Source organism: Chitinophaga sp. NPDC101104 (genome assembly GCF_050277495.1).
GTDB lineage: Bacteria > Bacteroidota > Bacteroidia > Chitinophagales > Chitinophagaceae > Chitinophaga.
Genome location: NZ_JBNNSF010000001.1, coordinates 3,313,968 through 3,331,771, shown reverse-complemented (window position 1 = coordinate 3,331,771; position 17,804 = coordinate 3,313,968). Strand labels below are relative to the sequence as shown.

Genomic DNA, 17,804 nt, shown 5'->3' with positions numbered 1-17,804 from the left:
AAGCAAGATGGAGCAGATACTGCAACAATTCGGTATCGCCGGCAGTAACAGCGGCGTATCCACCGGCAGCAACATATTGAAAGCCAACGGTGCGGAGATAACTTCCCATTCACCGGTAGACGGCAAAACTATCGCAAATGTGACTTGCGCTTCGCGGGAAAATTATGACGAAGTGATCAAAACCGCCCAGTCGGCCTACGAAGCCTGGCGCATGTGGCCGGCGCCCCGCCGCGGCGAGGTGGTACGGCAGGTAGGAGAAGCCCTGCGCGCCAATAAGGAAGCCCTGGGCCGCCTCGTTTCCTACGAAATGGGCAAAAGCCTCCAGGAAGGATACGGCGAGGTACAGGAAATGATCGACATCTGCGATTTCGCGGTAGGCCTCAGCCGCCAGCTGCACGGGCTGACCATGCATTCGGAGCGCCCCGGCCACCGGATGTACGAACAATGGCACCCCCTGGGCATTGTAGGCATCATTTCCGCCTTCAACTTCCCGGTGGCGGTATGGAGCTGGAACTCCATGCTCGCGTGGGTTTGCGGCGACGTCTGCATCTGGAAGCCCTCCGAAAAAACACCCCTCACGGCCATTGCCTGCCAACATATCGCCGCAAAGGTGTTTGCCGCCAACGGCGTGCCGGAAGGCGTTTCCTGCCTGGTAGTAAGCGATCGCGAGGTGGGCGAATGGATGTCGGCCGACGGGCGCGTGCCCCTCGTTTCCGCGACAGGCTCCACCCGCATGGGTAAGGCCGTCGGCGCGGCTGTGGGCGCAAGATTGGGCCGCGCGCTGCTGGAACTGGGCGGAAACAACGCCATCATCATTTCCAAAGACGCGGACCTGGATATGTCGCTCATTGGCTGTGTATTCGGCGCCGTGGGTACCGCAGGGCAACGTTGTACCTCTACCCGCCGGCTTATCATCCACGAGAGTGTGTATGATGCTTTCAAAACCAAACTGGTGAAGGCTTACCAGCAACTGCGCATCGGCAATCCACTCGACGAGCACAACCACGTCGGGCCGTTGATCGACAAAGACGCCGTTCGCGCCTATGAAAAAGCCATCGAAGCCTGCAAAAAGGAAGGCGGCAAATTCGTAGTGGAAGGCGGTGTGCTCGAAGGGGCCGGTTACGAATCGGGTTGTTACGTGAAACCCGCCATCGCCGAGGTGAAGAACGACTACCAGATCGTGCAGCACGAAACGTTCGCGCCCATCCTTTACCTCATCAAGTTCTCCGAACTGGAGGAAGCCATAGCATTGCAGAACGGCGTGCCGCAGGGGCTTTCGTCGGCCATCATGACGCTGAACCTCCGGGAAGCGGAGCAATTCCTTTCGCAGGCGGGCTCCGACTGCGGGATCGCTAACGTTAACATCGGTACGAGCGGTGCGGAGATCGGCGGTGCTTTCGGTGGCGAAAAAGAGACCGGCGGCGGCCGGGAAAGCGGCTCCGACGCCTGGAAGGCTTACATGCGCCGGCAGACCAATACCATCAATTACAGCACGAAACTGCCGCTGGCACAAGGGATCAAATTCGATTTCTGATTCCCGGTAACAGGTAAACATACGCATCCCTCCGGGCCCCTGGCCTGGGGGGATTTTTTATGCATTTCCTTGCAACGCTGCCTCAAAAAGAAAATTGAACGGGAAAACCAGCCGAAAATGGCTTAAAGGATCATCAACCCGGTATCCAGGCAAAAAAGGTGTGAGGGAAACACGAAAAAAAGGTGTGACGGGCAAGAGAATAGCGGGGTTGGAGAACCCCGCTTTTTCGTTAAACGGAAACCATGCTTATGAGAAAGTGCGAGTTGCAGGGTGCAGACTTCGCACTCTCTGAGCCAAATATTACACTTTTTTTTGAAAATTCATATTCAACTTTTGTGCTACCGCTTCACCTTTATATAAAATATTGACGATCAATACCTCGCCAAACGCGCCTGTATTGGGTTTCAGCGATTTTTCCTTTATTCCGAGCATTTTCGACATTTTTTCGATACTGCCCGCTTTGGCGCATACCACGATCGTTTTGCCGGCATTTTTCTCCAGCATCACCCCCAGAATGTGCTCCATGACAGGCTCGTCATCGTCGCAGGCATCCCGGAAATAGGTCACCTCCTGCCCTTTCGACGCCGCAAGCGGTTTGACGGTTTCTACAAGGCAGGGATTGTAAGGCGCGTACACCGCGCTGATCGTCTCGCTTTCAAGGAAATTGACCAGCAGGCCGGCCTGGTCGCGGCCTGTGGCGGTAAGCTGCCCTTGTTCCTGTTCGGCGCAGTTGACGAAAATGACCGTGGTAGGCGCACGGCCGGGGCCCGGATCGGGCGGACTGGCCCAGAGAGCCAGTGTCATCAGAATGGTTTTAATCATGGCGGAAGATTTGGTTTATGAAAAAACTTTACATAGAAGTTGATGATTTCGTGAAGGAAATGTTAAACCGCTCCGGTTTTCCAGCGAAAATGAGAATCTTTGCGGCTTTTATGCGGATATGGTGAAATTACACAATCTGTATGGCGGATACCAGCGGTATGTGATCAATGGGCCATTTGAGGGGGTGAATCGGGAAGGCTGGATAAGGCGGAGGGACGTACTTGCCTAGTTGCGGTGCAGACCAATAGTCCGCCCGCCAAGCCACTCACCACATCCCGGTAGCTGTTGTAACGCATTTACCATATCTTTAACGAATTGCGGTACCTGAATTGCAAAACAATCTGGAAAATTTGAACAAAACAATGAAAAGCATCTGCAGAGCCCTGGCCGTTGGAGCAAGTGTAGCCATGTTGATTACTTCTGATGGATACGGACAGTCCAAACCGTCCGTTCCCCAAAACTGGCAGTTGCTGAGTTACGGGACAGACAGTGTGTACGGGATCGGTGTCGAAAAGGCATACCGCGAACTGTTGCAAGGCAAAACCGGCAAAACGGTGATCGTAGCCGTGATCGATTCCGGCGTGGACACTACGCACGAAGACCTTCGCCCCATTCTCTGGAAAAACCCCAACGAAATCCCGGGTAACAATATCGACGACGACGGAAACGGTTATGTAGACGATATCTACGGCTGGAACTTCCTCGGCGCCAAAGACGGATCTTCCGTAAAAGAAGACTCCGACGAGGCCACCCGCGAGTTCTACCGCTACCGCCGCCTCTACGGCAACCCTGACTCCGCCCTGAAGCCCGGCTCGAAGGAATATGCTTACTGGACGCGCCTGAAAGACCGCAGCCAGAAACCTTCCACTCAGGCGAAAACCGATTACAAGATGATGCTCAAAGTGCAGGAAAACCTCCTGAAATGCGAGTCCGTCCTCTCGGAATTCCTCAAAACCAACGACTTCACCAAAGAACAGCTCGATACCCTCAAATCTTCGGATTCCGACGTGATGTTCGCCCGGGGGTTCGCCCTGCGCCTGCTCGGCAGCACCGGCGAAGAAGGTATGACCTACCAGGCCCTCAAAAACGACCTGGGAGAATACATCAAGGAACTGAAAAAGAAAGCCGAAGTGACCGGGGCGGAACCGGTAGATAAACGCACCACCATCGTGGGCGACAATATCAACGACATCAACGACCGCTACTATGGCAACGCCGATGTAATGGGCCAGTTCGCTTTCCATGGCACGCACGTGTCCGGCATCATCGGTGCGGCGCGCGGCAATGGCGTTGGTATGGACGGTGTGGCCGATAACGTGCGCATCATGACCGTGAAAGTAGTGCCCGAAGGCGACGAGCGCGATAAAGACGTGGCGCTCGGCATCCGCTATGCGGTAGACAACGGCGCGCAGGTGATCAATATGAGCTTCGGCAAGGGTTTCTCTCCCCAGAAACAGTGGGTAGACGACGCCATCCGCTATGCGCAGGAAAAAGGCGTGCTGCTGGTACATGCCGCAGGTAACGACGGCGCCAACAACGACGAAACGGAAAACTATCCCAAAGATACTTTCGAAGACGGCAAGGAAGCAGACAACATGATCACCGTGGGCGCTTCTTCCAACGGCCGCGTAGGCAGCAAGATCGCGGGTTTCAGCAACTATGGTAAAAAGGAAGTGGATGTGTTCGCCCCCGGCGTTCAGATCTATTCCACCGTTCCCGGCGGCGACAAATACGGCAGCGCCAGCGGTACGAGCATGGCTTCGCCCGTTGTGGCCGGCCTGGCGGCGATGATCCTGTCGTACTACCCCGACCTGAGCGCGCGCCAGTTGAAGCAGATCATCGAGAAATCGGCGACGCCCCTTCCCGGTGGCGAAAAAGTGAACAAACCGGGCGCTAAGGACGAAGAAGTCGAATTCTCGGAGCTTTCCAAATCCGGCGGCATGGTGAACGCTTACGAAGCCATCAAGCTGGCGGCCAAAACCAAAGGCGAGAACGTGAAAAAGAACAAAGCCAAAGTGAACCTGAAAAAGGACTGATTCACGGCAACGTATAAACGGAAACCGGGCGCACCCAATCGGATGCGCCCGGTTTTTTTTTCGTGTTTACGTCACCCGGCGAGCTTGTAAGCCGGATTCTGTACGCCTGCCGAAGCAAACGTTGCTGCCATTTATCTGCGACGCACATCACGGTGCGCCTGTATCTGCCTACCCTCGGTCATCAGGCGGGCCGCCTTCAATCGACCGTATACATGGCATTTCAGCACGCAAGGTTTACCCCTGGTAGCGGTTGCCCGCCACCAGCGTGGGCTCTTACCCCACGTTTTCACCCTCGCCCCGGATCGCTCCGTGGCAGTTATTCTCTGTGGCACTTTCTGTACGCCCGTTTCCGGGCGCCCCACCCGTTAGGTGGTGCGTTGCCCTGCGCTGTCCGGACTTTCCTTCCCTGCATAAAGCAGGAACGGCAGCACCACTGCGCCGGGTGACGTAAAAACGAGCTGCAAAATTACTTAAAAAATATCTCTGTTGCCCCGTAACCGTAGAAAGGATGGTACTGATTCACGAAGAATTTCACTTCCGGGACGGTTTTCAGGATGTCGTGCAGCTCATCGCGGAGCTTACCGGTACCCACGCCGTGGATGATGATCATGCTGTGCAGCCGCTGGGAAATGGCCAGGTCGAGATAATGCTGGAACTCGTTGAGCTGGATGGCGAGGATTTCCAGGGGCTTGAGATCGCGCCAGTTATCGGCCAGCCGGTCGATGTGGAGATCGATCTCGTAGCGGGCGTCCAGCCTTTCGGGCGACTTGAGCTGGCGGACGTCGGTCAGGGTATTGAGTTTCTTCTTTTCCTGCGGCGTGAACCCGAACGAGTCGGTTTCCTGGCGCGGGGGGTATTTGATGAACAATTCGTACTCGATAGTGGCCTTGCCTTCCTCCCGCACTTTCTCCAGCTGCTGGAAGAGCTGTTTCGCCTTGATTTTCCAGGTTTTCGCCAATTCGGGGGCCAGGGCCAGGTCGGCCTCCTTCGGCTGGAATTTGAACTCGAAACGGGCTTTATCGTTGAGCTGGTCGAAATTGAGGTCGGCCAGGTAGATATGCTGCTGCGCGGGCACTTCCTGTTTCAGTTCGAGGAACAGCGTGTTGTTCAGCCAAATCTCGAAGCGGTAGGTGTAGGCGCGGTTGGTTTCGTTGAGGAGGTGGAATTTGAGGGTATCCACGACATCGTCCCACCCGTCGTGGCTCCAGACGGGCAGCATGGTGAGGAAAACACCTCTTTCCGGCTTGTTGACCTTGGGCTGGGGTTTTTCCCGTTTGATTTCCTCCCCCGGCGTGCGCTTGGGCGGCAGCGGGGCCTGTTTCTGGGTAAACCGGTGGAAATAGGGGAAATCGATCTGGTCGAGGTACACGGGGAATTTGGTGCCGCCTACCTCAACGAGCACCATTTTATCGTTGATGATATCCAGCACAGTCCCTTCTTCTTTGGAATGGAGCAATAGTATCTTGTCGCCTACTGTATATTTCATAGCAGGCAAAATTAAGCAAAGGTGCGGTTACTGCAATCAGGCGGCGCTTTTCTCCGGGTGCGTACGCATGTATTCGTCCACCGAAACCCTGCCGCTGCCTTCAACGAGGAAGAACAGCAGTCCGAGCAGCACTACAACGGAGAGGCTCATTTCGGGATACACGCTGAATAGATTTGTGGAAGAATTGATGAAAAATACCGCGCCGATGAGCACCGGGAGGTTGGCGATGACGCCTACGCGGGTAAGCAGGCCCAGTGCGATGAACAGTCCGCCTACGGTGTGGGCAAAAACGATGTAGTGAGCCAGCCAGAACGATACCGCGGTCAAAAATGGCTGTTCCGCGATGCGGGATTTCAGCAGATCGATGTTATCGACGAACTGAATGCCCTTCCACATGAGGAACAATCCCAGCAAGATCCGCAAACCGTCCACCCATTTGGGATGATGATTGTCACCCCAGCGTTCTATACGTTGCAGGAGGTTCATAACGAAAGTTTTAGCAGTGAAAAGAACTCTCCCTGAAGTTACGAAATTTCCATGCCATTGGATGTAAATCCTTTGCTATGGCTGTTTGCGGCATTAAAAACGGCAAAAGGCGGCCAAATCGACCGCCTTTTGCATATCAGATTGTTTATCAGTTTATTAAGCTTTCTTATCGGCCAATTTACTTTTCCAATATCCATACAGGAAATAAATCGCCAGTCCCACGGCCATCCAGCCGAAAAACACCACCCAGCTGCGGACGGGGATTTCGATCATGAGGTACAGGCAGCAGAGCATGCCCAGCACGGGAATGAGCGACAAACGCTTGACGATCGTAAGCAGGGTGATGATGGTGGCCAGGATGTAGAAAATGACGTACAGCACATGGTCGTGGTCCATCGCGGCGATACCGCTGAAGCTCTCGGCGATCCGGTCGCGGAAGAACCAGGTGAACACGGCGAAAATAACCGGCACTATAAACAGGCCGTTGATGTAAGGCAGATTGAACTTCTTCTCTCCTTTCGGCACTTTCGGCAGCATGAGCACGCCGCCGCAAACAAGCACGAATGCGAACAGGGTGCCGATGCTGGTGAGGTCCGTCACGATGCCGCTTTCCACGAACAGTGAAGGAATGGCCACGATCACACCGGTCACGATGGTCGAAAAACCGGGCGTATGGTATTTAGGATGCACTTTGGCGAACTTTTTCGGGAGCAGCCCGTCGCGGCTCATGCTCATCCAGATGCGGGGCTGGCCGATCTGGAACACGAGGATCACGCTGGTGGCGGCGATTACGGCACTGATGGAAATAACGTAGCCGATGGTCTTCATATTCAGTTTGTCGAACACATACGCCAGGGGGTCGCTCACGTGCTGGAACTCGGAATAATGCACCATGCCGGTGATCACGAGCGTCACCACCACGTAAATGATCGTGCAGATGATGAGGGAATAGATCATGGCGCGGGGCATGTCGCGCTGCGGATTGGCGCTTTCCTCCGCCGTGGTGGAAATGGCATCGAACCCGATATAAGCGAAGAACACGGCCGAAACGCCCATCAGTACGCCGTTGAAGCCATTGGGCATGAAGGGCTGCCAGTTGTCGGTATTGATATGGAACATCCCGATGGCGATCACCACGAGGAGGATCACGATCTTGAGGCCCACCATGAAATTGGCGCTTTTCTTACTTTCATGGATGCCTACGTACGCCAGGATGGTCACGAGCACTACGATAATGAAAGCGGGAATGTTGAGGATGACGCGCCAGCTGCCGATGAAGGGCGCGGTGTTCCAGGCGTCTCCGGCGGCGGCTTTGGCGGTATTGTAATCGGTGGTGAGGTATGCGGGGAGATGGATGCCCATCCCTTCCAGGACGTTGTTGAAATAACTGCTCCAGGAAATGGCCACCACGATGTTGCCGATGGAATATTCGAGGATGAGCGCCCAGCCGATGATCCAGGCGGCCATTTCGCCGAAGGTAACGTACGAATAGGTATAGGCGCTCCCGGCCACGGGTACCCTGGAAGCAAACTCGGCGTAGCAAAGCGCGGTAAAGCCACAGGTAACGGCGGTGAGGAGGAACAGGAAAATCACTGCAGGCCCTCCATTAAAAGCCGCCTGCCCGATCGTGGAGAAGATCCCCGCCCCGATCACGGCCGCCACGCCCATCAGCGTGAGGTCGCGTACGGTGAGCACCTTCTTCAGGCCCGACATGTGCGCGTCGCCGTCTCCGGCTTTTGCTTCATGGAGAATGCTGGTCAGGGATTTTTTCCTGAAAAGCGAGTTAGACATTTGTTGCGTTTAAGGGTTGATATTAAAAAAGCCGTTACTGACGGCCAAAAACTGTCAATAACGGCCAAATATAAAAATAATCCTTACTCAATGTTGCCGGACGAGTAGAAAATCCGCCAGTTCGCGCAGGGGCTGCTTCCGGCCGGAGATCACCGCGATGGCGTCCAGGTGCTCATAAGCGATCTGGGAGAAACGTTCTTTTTCCTTTTCCGCCCAGGCGTCTACCCGGCAATCGCGGAAGATCTGGAGCACGGAGGCTACTTTATCCGCCGGACTGCTTTCCAGCAACTCGTGCAGTTTCTGGCGTTGCGTGCCGTTACAGAGCTCGAGGGCTTTGAGGAGCAGGAATGTTTTTTTGTTGACGAGAATGTCTCCGCCCTGCTGCTTGCCGAATTTATCCGGGTCGCCGAATGCGTCGAGGTAATCGTCCTGTATCTGGAAGGCGATTCCCACGTTCTTGCCGAATTCGTACAGGTGTTGCTGGTTCCCTTCGCTCCCGCCGCCGCAAATGGCGCCCATCTGCAGACTGGCGGCCAATAGCACGGAGGTTTTCAGGGCGATCATGTTCACGTAATCTTCATACTTCACCTGTTCGGGCGCCGTTTGTTCCATATCCATATCCAGCTGCTGCCCTTCGCATACTTCGCGGGCGGCGCGGTTGAATACGGAAACGATCTTCTGGCGGTACTTTCCGGCGATTTTGTTGAGATGTTCGTAGCTGTGGATGAGCATCACGTCTCCCGCGAGGATCGCTGCCGAATCGCTGTATTTCGTATGGACGGTGGGCATCCCTCTGCGCAGGGGCGCCTTGTCCATGATGTCGTCATGAATGAGCGTGAAATTGTGGAACAGTTCCACTGCGTTGGCGGCATGGAAGGCGTCCGGCTCCAGGTCGGCAAAGAGCTCGTTGCCCAGCAGGCAAAGCACGGGCCGGATACGCTTGCCCCCGATGCCCAGGATGTACTGGGCGGGATCGTACAGGTTGGCCGGGTGTTCGGGAAATTGTCTTTGACTGAACTGCTGTTCGAATTTCGCTGATAATTCTTTGAATGAGTGCATCTTACTTCTTTTTCTTCCTTGATTTATGTTGCGGCGCCTTGCCTGTCTTCTTCCTGTTATCGCTCCGGTCGTTCCGCTCCGTGCGTTCGCTACGCCCGCCTTTCTTGAGCAGCGGCAGATCGCTGCCTTCTTCCACCAGTTCATAATCGAGCTGGCGTTTGGCCAAACTGGCGGACACTACGCGGATGGTCACTTTGTCGCCGATCCGGATGCGCTTGCCGGTCCTCATGCCTACGAGGGCATAATCGGTCTCGGAATGCCTGTAATCCTCCCGCAGCCCATGCACGCTTACCAGGCCTTCGCACTTCGCGAAAACGGTTTCCACCCAGAAACCGAAATGCGCCACGCCCGAAACGATGCCTTCGAACGTTTCACCGATGAAATCCTGCATGTATTCCACCTGCTTGTACTTGTTGCCGGCCCTTTCGGCTTCCATGGCCTTACGCTCCATGTCGGAGGAGTGCTTGCAGCGTTTTTCGAGCTGCTTGTCGGGCTTGATGTCTCCCGCCAGCACCTGTGCCAGGATGCGGTGCACGAGCACGTCGGGGTACCGGCGGATGGGCGAGGTAAAATGACAGTAGTACGGGAACCCCAGGCCGTAGTGCCCGATGTTATCGGTCGTATAAATGGCCTTGGCCATGGTACGGATGCCGAGGGTTTCCAGTACATGCTGTTCCGGTTTCCCTTTCACCAGCGTGAGCATCTTGTTGAAGGAGGCAGCGATGGTATCGGGGCTCGTAGCGTCGAACTTATAGCCGAATTTACCTGCAAATACGGCAAAAACGTGCATTTTTTCTTCATCCGGCGTATCGTGGACCCGGTATGGGAACGGAACGGGATGGGTATTCACTTTCTGTTTTGAGACATATTCCGCTACCGTGCGGTTCGCCAGGAGCATGAGCTCTTCGATCAGCTGGTGCGATTCGTCGCTTTCGTTGATCTTCACGCCCACGGGCTTGGCGTTTTCATCCAGCTGGAAGCGGACTTCCTGGCTCGAGAAATTGATCGCGCCGTCCTTGAACCGCGCGGCACGCAGCGTCTGGGAAAGTTTGTTCAACAGCAACACTTCTTCGAAATACGGTCCTTCGCCGGTCTGGATGATCTCCTGCACTTCCTCATAAGTGAACCGGTGGCGGGAATGGATGATGGTCCTCCCCATCCAGTACTGCTTCACTTTCGCCTTGTCGTCTATCTGGAACACGCAGGAAAAGCACAGGTGGTCTTCTTGCGGCCGCAACGAACAGAGCTCGTTGGAGATTTTTTCCGGCAGCATGGGCAGCACCCGGTCTGGCAGGTATACCGAAGTGGCGCGGTGCTCCGCTTCCTTATCCAGTGCGGTGCCGGGCTGCACGTAATGGCTTACGTCCGCGATATGCACGCCGATTTCCAGCAAGCCGTTTTTCAACCGGCGGATGGAAATGGCGTCATCGAAATCACGGGCGTCTACGGGGTCGATGGTAAAAGTGAGTATTTTGCTGAAATCCTTGCGGCCTTCGCGGTCTTTGGCGCTCAGCTCGCCCGCGCCCGGCATGGCGGCCAGCTCGTCGAGCACATCTTTAGGCCAGTTCAGCGGGAACCCGCTTTCCACGAGGATTTCCTTCATGGCCAGGTCGTTGGCGTTGGTAGCGTCGAGGATTTCGACGATCTCGCCAACGGGCTTGCGGCTTTTTTCGCCCCATGCCACGATCTTGACAACCGCACGATCGCCGTCTTTGGCGCCTTTGAGGGAATTTTCGGGGATATAGATATCGGGGAGCCAGCTGCCTTTTTCGGGCAGCAGGAACGCGAATGTCTTGCTCAGCTGGATGGTACCGGTAAATTCGGTCTTTTTGCGGACGAGCACGTCCGTCACATGCCCTTCCATCCTTCCCATGCTTTTGCCCTGCCGGATGACGTCTACGAGTACTTCATCGCCGTCCAGGGCGGAATTGAGGTTTTTCTGTTTCACCATGATGTCACTCTCCAACCCTTCCACTACCACGAACGCCATGCCCGAGCGGGTGACGTCCACGATGCCTTTATAGGTCTTCTTCTGGCTACTGCTTTTCTGTTTCTTTTCTTTCTTCTTGGTCATTTACATGATTTTAAGGGGTTGCGGCGCGCCTACGTTCCCGCAGGGTCTTCATTCGCCGCCAACAATGCATTTTCCGTGTACCGGGTAACGAACCGGTCGAAAGCCGGGGCTTCTCCGAAGAGAAAAGCCACTTCCACCGGTATAACGGTAAAAGGCAGCTGCATGTTCGCGATGATGTCGCGCAGCAGGTTCAGCCTTACCGCATCTTTTTCCGTTGTTACGATATAAGCGGGGCCATCACCATCCATGTGCCCCAGTTCCAGTTGGATCTTTTCCAGGTCGTTCCGGTTGTAATAATAATGGTCGGGGAACGACAGGAGGCTTACGTTCCCGTGCCTTTGCCGCAAATGTTGTACCAGCGGTTCCGGACGGGCTATCCCGCAGGCCACCAGCAGCTTCGCGTTCTCCGGAATAAGGACGGGCTCGCCGGTGAGCATATCGGCTGGAACGCCGTACCGGAGCGTGGTGAAGTATAATTCCTGGTGCGGCAGCGGGTTGATTTCTTTCCGGATATTTTCTTTTTCGGCGACCGAAAGACCGGCCGGACATTTCGACACAATGATCCCGTCTGCCCGGTGGTATCCCTTCCTTCCCTCCCGTAACCTGCCCACCGGTACTACATGGTCGCGGGTAAAAAGGCGGCTGTAATCGGTCACCATCAGGTTGAGGCCGGGCTTGATGGAGCGGTGCTGGAAGGCATCGTCCAGCAGGATGACCTCCGTATCCGGCCGGTCGCTCATGAGCTGCGGCACCGCCAGCATGCGCTCTTCGCCCACGCAAACGGTAATGTCGGGGTACTTCAGGTGGAACTGCATGGGCTCGTCGCCTATATCCGCAGCCGTAGTTTTGGCCGCGGCGAGCTGGAACCCTTTCGTTTTGCGGTTGTAACCGCGGCTGAGGGTGGCCACGCGGTAGCGGTCTTTCAGCAGGCGGATGAGGTATTCCACATGGGGCGTTTTGCCGGTGCCGCCGACCGAAAGGTTGCCCACGGCGATGGTCGGCACGCTGAATTCCACGGAAGTGAGCATGCCGGCGTCGTACAGGCGGTTGCGGACCCAGAGCACCAGGCCGTAGAGCAATGCGAAGGGATAAAGGAGGAAGCTAAGATATTGCCACAAAGGACTATTCATCGTTTTTCGTCTTTAAAGTAATATACCTTTTCTGGGGTGACGGCCGCCCGCAGCGGAACATCGCCATCCCAGGCGTCTGCGATCGGCCCCGGGAGCGGCCCGAAGAGGCTGAGCCCCACAGAAAGCACATCTGGCTTGCATTGCCGGAGAAACCCGTCGTACATGCCCTTGCCATATCCCACCCGGTGCCCGGCTTCGTCGAAAGCCAGCAGGGGAACGAAAACCACGTCGAGCAGACGGGGTTGAACGGGCTCGCCGCCTTCCGGTTCGGGAATGCCGAGGGCGTTTTCGATGAGCTGCGTGCCGGCGTCCCACACGAAATGCTGCATATCGCCGGTGGCGATGAACGAGCGGGAGAGCACGAGTCTGGCGCGGGGGAATTGCGCGCGGAGCCAATCGGCCAGGGGCCATGTATCCACTTCGTTTTTGGCTGCGATGGGCAGGAAGAGGTGGATGTAGGAAGGGTCTCCGAGCGCCAGTCTGCTACATTGCGCCATGAGTGCGGCGTTCAGCTGTTGCATCGTTTCCGGCGAAAGGGCTTTTCTTTTGGCCAGGTATTCCTTCCGGATGGCCTGTTTGGCTGCGGCGGTATTCATCGGGCCAGGAGTTCTAGCAATTTGGGGCGCATCGCTTCGGCTTCGAGGGCCACGAAGGCTTTATCGAGCCGCGGCGCTTTCGGGATGCGGGTGATGAGCGGATAACGGCTCCAGGCCACCACATCGTCTTCATTGGTATGATGATCGCCGCTGAAAATCCATCCGGTCACGTTAAGTCCGGCGCTACGTAGCGCCATGGCCGTGAGAAGGCTATGGTTGATGCTGCCAAGATAATTCTGCGCCACTACGATCACCCGGGCGTCGAGCGCACGGGCCAGGTCGAGGAAAAAGTAATTGCCGTTGAGGGGCACCATAAGCCCGCCGGCGCCTTCGATCACCAAAGGTCTCCCTTCCTGCTGCAACTGCCGCGCACGCTCCAGTATCCGGTCTTCCTGCACCACGAGCCCTTCCGCCCGGGCCGCCAGGTGGGGAGACGCGGGCATGGCCAGGCGGTACAGCTCTTCGTGCACGGTAACCTGCGGCGAAGTGAGGGACCGTACCGTTTCGGTATCCGTTCCGTCTTCAAAGCCCGCCTGCACCGGCTTCCAGTACTGCGCGCCCAGCGCTTCCGCCACACAGGCGGACGCTACCGTCTTTCCCACTCCGGTGCCGATACCGGTTATGAAGATATTGTTCATGGAAGCAAATATAAATCATCATTCGGCCAATTACCTTAAATTCGTTTCCCAAGCACCAAGATTATGAAGTACTGTGAAAATATCCTCGAAACGATCGGCCATACCCCACTGGTCAAACTCCACCGCGTAACGGCCGAACTGCCCTGCCCCGTGTTCGCCAAAGTAGAATTCTTCAACCCCGGCAACTCCATCAAAGACCGTATGGCACTGAAAATGGTGGAAGAAGCCGAGCAGAAGGGGCTGCTCAAGCCCGGCGGCACCATCATCGAAGGCACTTCGGGCAATACCGGTATGGGCCTGGCGCTGGCGGCCGTTATCAAAGGATATAAATGTATTTTCACGACTACCGACAAGCAATCCAAGGAAAAGGTCGACATCCTCAAGGCCGTGGGCGCCGAAGTGATCGTATGCCCCACCAACGTGCTGCCCGAAGATCCGCGGTCGTATTATTCGGTATCCGCCCGCCTGGCGCGGGAAATTCCCAACAGTTTTTACGTCAACCAATACGATAACCTCGCCAACCGCGATGCGCACTACGAACAGACCGGCCCCGAAATCTGGGAACAGACGGGAGGAAAGATCACGCATCTCGTTGTGGCCACCGGCACCGGCGGTACCATCACCGGAACGGGAAAATACCTCAAGGAACAGAACCCCGACGTGCAGATCTGGGCGGTAGACAGCTACGGCTCGCTGCTGAAGAAATTCTTCGATACCGGCGAAATCGATATGAGCGAAGTGTATCCTTATATAACCGAAGGCATCGGCGAAGATTTCGTGCCCAAGAATTACGACATGAGCGTGATCGACCATTTCGAAAAAGTGACCGATAAAGACGGGGCGGTAATGGCGAGAAGGATTTCGAAGGAAGAAGGGATTTTCGTGGGATACTCCGCCGGATCGGCCGTGGCAGGGCTTTTGCAGCTCAAAACACGGCTGAAGGCAGACGACGTGGTGGTGGTGGTTTTCCACGATCACGGATCGCGGTACGTGGGGAAAGTATATAATGACCAGTGGATGATGGAACGCGGGTTCCTCGACGTCAAAACCGTGCGCGACGTAGTGAACGGCCGCCGGAACCTGCCGCTGGTGACGATTTCGCCGGACGACCGCGTGAGCGAAGCCATCGGTAAAATGAAGAAGTTCGACATCGAGCATTTGCCCGTGCTGCAGGACCGCGAATTGATCGGCGCCCTTTCTGAAGGCGGATTGTTCAGCAAACTGATCGATCAGCCCGACCTGAAAGAGCAGCCCGTGCGCAACGTCATGCAGAAAGCCTATCCCGTAGTGGCGATGGATACGCCCATAGAAAAGCTCACCGTATATATCAATAAGGAAAACGGCGCCGTGCTGACGCAGGACGATTCCGGCAATTATCACATCGTCACCAAATACGATATCATCCAGGCGCTGGGGAATTAGCATGCGATACACAGATCAAATCGGGCATACGATCTCGCTGGACGCGCCGCCGGTGCGCATCGTGTCGGTAGTGCCCTCGCAGACGGAGTTGCTGTACGACCTGGGGGCCGATGTAACCGGCATCACCAAATTTTGCGTGCATCCGGAGTCGTGGTTCCGTGAGAAAACGCGCGTGGGCGGCACGAAGCAACTGCATATCGATAAAATCGCGGAGCTGCGGCCAGACCTCATCATCGCCAATAAAGAAGAGAACGAGCGGGAGCAGATCGAAGCCCTGGCGCAGAGGTTCCCCGTTTGGACGAGCGACATTCATACGCTCGAAGAATCCCTCGAAATGATCTGGTCCCTCGGCGAAATCCTCGATAAAAGGACAGCTGCCGGCGAAATCGCAGGCCGGATCAGCGGGGGATTTTCGTCCATCCGCCCCCTCTACCCTTCCGTTCCCACGGCTTATTTCATCTGGCGCGACCCGTGGATGGTGGCCGGCGGCGATACCTTCATCCACGACATGCTCCGCAGATGCGGGCTGCGCAATGTTTTCGAAGACCTGCGCCGGTACCCGTCCGTTACGCTTCCGCAACTGGCGGCGAGCGGGGTCAAACGCGTACTGCTCAGCAGCGAGCCCTATCCTTTCAAGGCGAAACATATCGAAGAAATCCGGGAATACCTGCCGGATGCGGAGATCGCGCTGGTGGACGGAGAAATGTTTTCCTGGTACGGCAGCCGGTTGTTGCATGCGCCCGCGTATTTCAACGAGCTGCTGGATATTTTCCGTTAACCCTCTCCCTTTTTCAAAAAAAATCCTCTAAACAATATCTGCTGCCAGCAAGGGTTTCGAGCTGCCAGGCATTCCTTTTCCCGTTATTCCCGCCATCATTTTTCCGGGACAGGCAACCGCATGGCAAAACCCGCCGTAACCTTTTTCGAACAACCTAATCAATATGGAAAGAAGAGATTTTCTGTCCGGCATGGGCGCCACGCTGGCGGTGCTCTGCGCAGGCGGTCTGGCGGCTTGCGGCGGGAAGGGCGACGATCCTGCACCGGTGAACCCTCCCGGCGGTGGTGGCGGCGGCAATGTTAAGCTGACCGTAAACCTGGCCAACGACCTTACGGCTGTAGGCAGTTTCATGATCGGAAGCGGCGTAGTGCTGATACGCCTGGCTGCGGGCAACGTGCCCGCGTCTTTCGCAGCGTTTACCAGTACCTGTACGCACATGGGCTGCACGCTGTCTACCTACAACGCCGGCAAGATCGTTTGCGGCAGTACCTGCGGGCACGGAAGCCAGTTCAATACCGATGGTTCCGTGGCCAATGGGCCCGCCACCAACCCGCTGCCGAAATACACCGTGAACATCAATGGGAACACCCTGACTGTTACCTGATGAGCTTGGGGGCCGGATATTCCGGCCCTTTTTCCGTCGGCAATCCAAACGAATTTGCGTGCCCGGATGAATGAAAACAACGCCGAACGCCTGTTTCAGGCCATAAGTTTAGAGAAATCTAAAAATTGAAATGCCTATATTTGCTTTCCTTTAAAATTTAAAAGTTACATCGTCTATGGGAAAGTACAAAGCCGGCGTATTATTCGGCGAAGAGCTGGAAGCGCTCTACAAGGATGCCAAGGATAGCGGATATGCCATGCCCGCGGTAAACGTAGTAGGCACGGATTCCGTGAACGCCGTTCTCGAAACCGCCGCAAAAGTGAACTCTCCGGTGATCGTCCAGTTTTCTAACGGCGGGGCGCAATTCTTCGCGGGGAAAGGGATGCCGAACGACAAGCTGCAGGCCAATATCTCCGGCGGTATCTCCGGTGCAAAACACGTACATGAAGTAGCCAAATACTACGGCGTTCCCGTAGTGCTCCATACCGACCACGCCGCCAAAAAATGGCTGCCCTGGATCGACGGCCTGCTGGACGCTGGCGAGAAGTTCATGAAAGAGAACGGCCAGCCCCTTTACAGCTCGCACATGCTCGACCTGTCGGAGGAGCCCATCCACGAAAACATCGAAATTTCGAAGAAATACTTCGAAAGAATGAATAAACTGGGCATGTCCATCGAAATCGAACTGGGCGTTACCGGTGGTGAGGAAGACGGCGTAGACAACTCCGGCGTTGAAAATTCTCTCCTTTACACCCAGCCCGAAGACGTGGCCTATGCTTACGAGCAGCTCAGCCAGGTAGGCCCCCGCTTCACCGTTGCCGCCGCTTTCGGCAACGTTCACGGCGTGTATAGCCCCGGAAACGTGGAGCTCCGTCCTGAAATCCTGAAAAACAGCCAGGAATATATTGAGAAAAAATTCGGCACGGCCACCAAACCCGTTTATTACGTGTTCCACGGCGGTTCCGGCTCTCCCAAGCACCAGATCGCCGAAACCCTTGGCTACGGCGTTATCAAAATGAACCTCGATACCGACATGCAATGGGCGTTCTGGGAAGGCATCCTTAAATATTATAAAGACAAGGAAGGCTACCTCCAGGCCCAGCTCGGAAACCCCGAAGGTGCGGACAAGCCCAACAAAAAATACTACGACCCGCGCGTTTGGCTGCGTAAAGGCGAGGAATCTTTCGTGAAACGCCTCGAAGAAGCTTTCACAGACCTCAACTGCATCAACCGTAACGCATAGTTTACAGGTTGTTATGATATGTTAAAGCCCCCCGATACATTCAGGGGGCTTTTGATTTACGGAAAAATTTAATTTTATCGTATCTTGCACCACTAATCTTTAATC

15 protein-coding genes and 1 other RNA gene are annotated in these 17,804 nt (G+C 55.6%); 6 read left to right on the top strand and 10 right to left on the bottom strand.

All coding sequences use genetic code 11. From position 1 onward, the window contains the following. Nucleotides 1-7 precede the first annotated feature (7 nt). Nucleotides 8-1,534, top strand: coding sequence for an L-piperidine-6-carboxylate dehydrogenase (gene amaB, locus ACQKLP_RS13380; protein WP_427323251.1), 1,527 nt, complete (start codon nt 8-10; stop codon nt 1,532-1,534). Nucleotides 1,535-1,834: 300 nt separating this feature from the next. Here the strand turns inward: amaB and ACQKLP_RS13375 are convergent, their stop codons facing one another. Next, nucleotides 1,835-2,338, bottom strand: coding sequence for a hypothetical protein (locus tag ACQKLP_RS13375; protein ID WP_427323250.1), 504 nt, complete (start codon nt 2,336-2,338; stop codon nt 1,835-1,837). Between the two features lie 425 nt (nt 2,339-2,763). On the opposite strand from ACQKLP_RS13375, the gene ACQKLP_RS13370 reads away from it, so the two are divergent. Next, a complete protein-coding gene (locus ACQKLP_RS13370) occupies nt 2,764-4,392 on the top strand; it encodes a S8 family peptidase (protein ID WP_427323249.1) in 1,629 nt (542 codons plus the stop codon). A 71-nt stretch (nt 4,393-4,463) separates the two neighbouring features. Here the strand turns inward: ACQKLP_RS13370 and rnpB are convergent. From rnpB to bioD, 9 genes are all read right to left on the bottom strand, one after another. Then, nucleotides 4,464-4,834, bottom strand: an RNA gene (gene rnpB / locus ACQKLP_RS13365) — RNase P RNA component class A. Between the two features lie 24 nt (nt 4,835-4,858). Further along, nucleotides 4,859-5,878: a Smr/MutS family protein gene (locus ACQKLP_RS13360; RefSeq protein ID WP_427323248.1), complete on the bottom strand. Its 1,020-nt coding sequence runs from the start codon at nt 5,876-5,878 to the stop codon at nt 4,859-4,861. Nucleotides 5,879-5,914: 36 nt separating this feature from the next. Then, nucleotides 5,915-6,364: a DoxX family protein gene (locus tag ACQKLP_RS13355; protein WP_427323247.1), complete on the bottom strand. Its 450-nt coding sequence runs from the start codon at nt 6,362-6,364 to the stop codon at nt 5,915-5,917. Nucleotides 6,365-6,520: 156 nt separating this feature from the next. Further along, nucleotides 6,521-8,155, bottom strand: coding sequence for an amino acid permease (locus ACQKLP_RS13350; protein WP_427323246.1), 1,635 nt, complete (start codon nt 8,153-8,155; stop codon nt 6,521-6,523). An 87-nt stretch (nt 8,156-8,242) separates the two neighbouring features. Further along, nucleotides 8,243-9,214, bottom strand: a complete 972-nt coding sequence (locus tag ACQKLP_RS13345; RefSeq protein WP_427323245.1) for a polyprenyl synthetase family protein — start codon at nt 9,212-9,214, stop codon at nt 8,243-8,245. Between the two features lies 1 nt (nt 9,215). After that, the gene (rnr, locus tag ACQKLP_RS13340) at nt 9,216-11,288 is read right to left on the bottom strand and encodes a ribonuclease R (protein ID WP_427323244.1); all 2,073 of its coding nucleotides are present in this window, start codon (nt 11,286-11,288) and stop codon (nt 9,216-9,218) included. A 29-nt stretch (nt 11,289-11,317) separates the two neighbouring features. Further along, nucleotides 11,318-12,418 (bottom strand): tetraacyldisaccharide 4'-kinase, encoded by a 1,101-nt coding sequence (lpxK, locus tag ACQKLP_RS13335; protein ID WP_427323243.1) that lies wholly within the window; start codon nt 12,416-12,418, stop codon nt 11,318-11,320. Next, nucleotides 12,415-13,014, bottom strand: coding sequence for a 5-formyltetrahydrofolate cyclo-ligase (locus ACQKLP_RS13330; protein ID WP_427323242.1), 600 nt, complete (start codon nt 13,012-13,014; stop codon nt 12,415-12,417). The genes lpxK and ACQKLP_RS13330 overlap by 4 nt, the downstream gene beginning before the upstream one ends. Next, entirely contained in the window at nt 13,011-13,652 is a 642-nt protein-coding gene (bioD, locus tag ACQKLP_RS13325; protein ID WP_427323241.1) for a dethiobiotin synthase, read from the bottom strand. The genes ACQKLP_RS13330 and bioD overlap by 4 nt, the downstream gene beginning before the upstream one ends. Before the next feature lie 63 nt (nt 13,653-13,715). Here bioD and ACQKLP_RS13320 point away from each other — a divergent pair, with 63 nt between their 5' ends. From ACQKLP_RS13320 to fbaA, 4 genes are all read left to right on the top strand, one after another. Further along, entirely contained in the window at nt 13,716-15,074 is a 1,359-nt protein-coding gene (locus ACQKLP_RS13320) for a pyridoxal-phosphate dependent enzyme (protein ID WP_427323240.1), read from the top strand. Nucleotide 15,075: 1 nt separating this feature from the next. Beyond that, nucleotides 15,076-15,852 (top strand): helical backbone metal receptor, encoded by a 777-nt coding sequence (locus tag ACQKLP_RS13315; RefSeq protein WP_427323239.1) that lies wholly within the window; start codon nt 15,076-15,078, stop codon nt 15,850-15,852. 163 nt (nt 15,853-16,015) lie between these two features. After that, entirely contained in the window at nt 16,016-16,456 is a 441-nt protein-coding gene (locus ACQKLP_RS13310; protein ID WP_427323238.1) for a ubiquinol-cytochrome c reductase iron-sulfur subunit, read from the top strand. A gap of 175 nt (nt 16,457-16,631) precedes the next feature. Continuing rightward, nucleotides 16,632-17,699, top strand: a complete 1,068-nt coding sequence (gene fbaA, locus ACQKLP_RS13305) for a class II fructose-bisphosphate aldolase (protein ID WP_427323237.1) — start codon at nt 16,632-16,634, stop codon at nt 17,697-17,699. The last annotated feature ends 105 nt before the right edge of the window (nt 17,700-17,804 follow it).

Excerpts from the sequence above, each read along its gene's own strand:
- amaB (WP_427323251.1), top strand. The coding sequence starts at position 8 with ATGGAGCAGATACTGCAACAATTCGGTATCGCCGGCAGTAACAGCGGC.
- ACQKLP_RS13375 (WP_427323250.1), bottom strand. The coding sequence starts at position 2,338 with ATGACACTGGCTCTCTGGGCCAGTCCGCCCGATCCGGGCCCCGGCCGT.
- ACQKLP_RS13370 (WP_427323249.1), top strand. The coding sequence starts at position 2,764 with ATGTTGATTACTTCTGATGGATACGGACAGTCCAAACCGTCCGTTCCC.
- ACQKLP_RS13360 (WP_427323248.1), bottom strand. The coding sequence starts at position 5,878 with ATGAAATATACAGTAGGCGACAAGATACTATTGCTCCATTCCAAAGAA.
- ACQKLP_RS13355 (WP_427323247.1), bottom strand. The coding sequence starts at position 6,364 with ATGAACCTCCTGCAACGTATAGAACGCTGGGGTGACAATCATCATCCC.
- ACQKLP_RS13350 (WP_427323246.1), bottom strand. The coding sequence starts at position 8,155 with ATGTCTAACTCGCTTTTCAGGAAAAAATCCCTGACCAGCATTCTCCAT.
- ACQKLP_RS13345 (WP_427323245.1), bottom strand. The coding sequence starts at position 9,214 with ATGCACTCATTCAAAGAATTATCAGCGAAATTCGAACAGCAGTTCAGT.
- rnr (WP_427323244.1), bottom strand. The coding sequence starts at position 11,288 with ATGACCAAGAAGAAAGAAAAGAAACAGAAAAGCAGTAGCCAGAAGAAG.
- lpxK (WP_427323243.1), bottom strand. The coding sequence starts at position 12,418 with ATGAATAGTCCTTTGTGGCAATATCTTAGCTTCCTCCTTTATCCCTTC.
- ACQKLP_RS13330 (WP_427323242.1), bottom strand. The coding sequence starts at position 13,014 with ATGAATACCGCCGCAGCCAAACAGGCCATCCGGAAGGAATACCTGGCC.
- bioD (WP_427323241.1), bottom strand. The coding sequence starts at position 13,652 with ATGAACAATATCTTCATAACCGGTATCGGCACCGGAGTGGGAAAGACG.
- ACQKLP_RS13320 (WP_427323240.1), top strand. The coding sequence starts at position 13,716 with ATGAAGTACTGTGAAAATATCCTCGAAACGATCGGCCATACCCCACTG.
- ACQKLP_RS13315 (WP_427323239.1), top strand. The coding sequence starts at position 15,076 with ATGCGATACACAGATCAAATCGGGCATACGATCTCGCTGGACGCGCCG.
- ACQKLP_RS13310 (WP_427323238.1), top strand. The coding sequence starts at position 16,016 with ATGGAAAGAAGAGATTTTCTGTCCGGCATGGGCGCCACGCTGGCGGTG.
- fbaA (WP_427323237.1), top strand. The coding sequence starts at position 16,632 with ATGGGAAAGTACAAAGCCGGCGTATTATTCGGCGAAGAGCTGGAAGCG.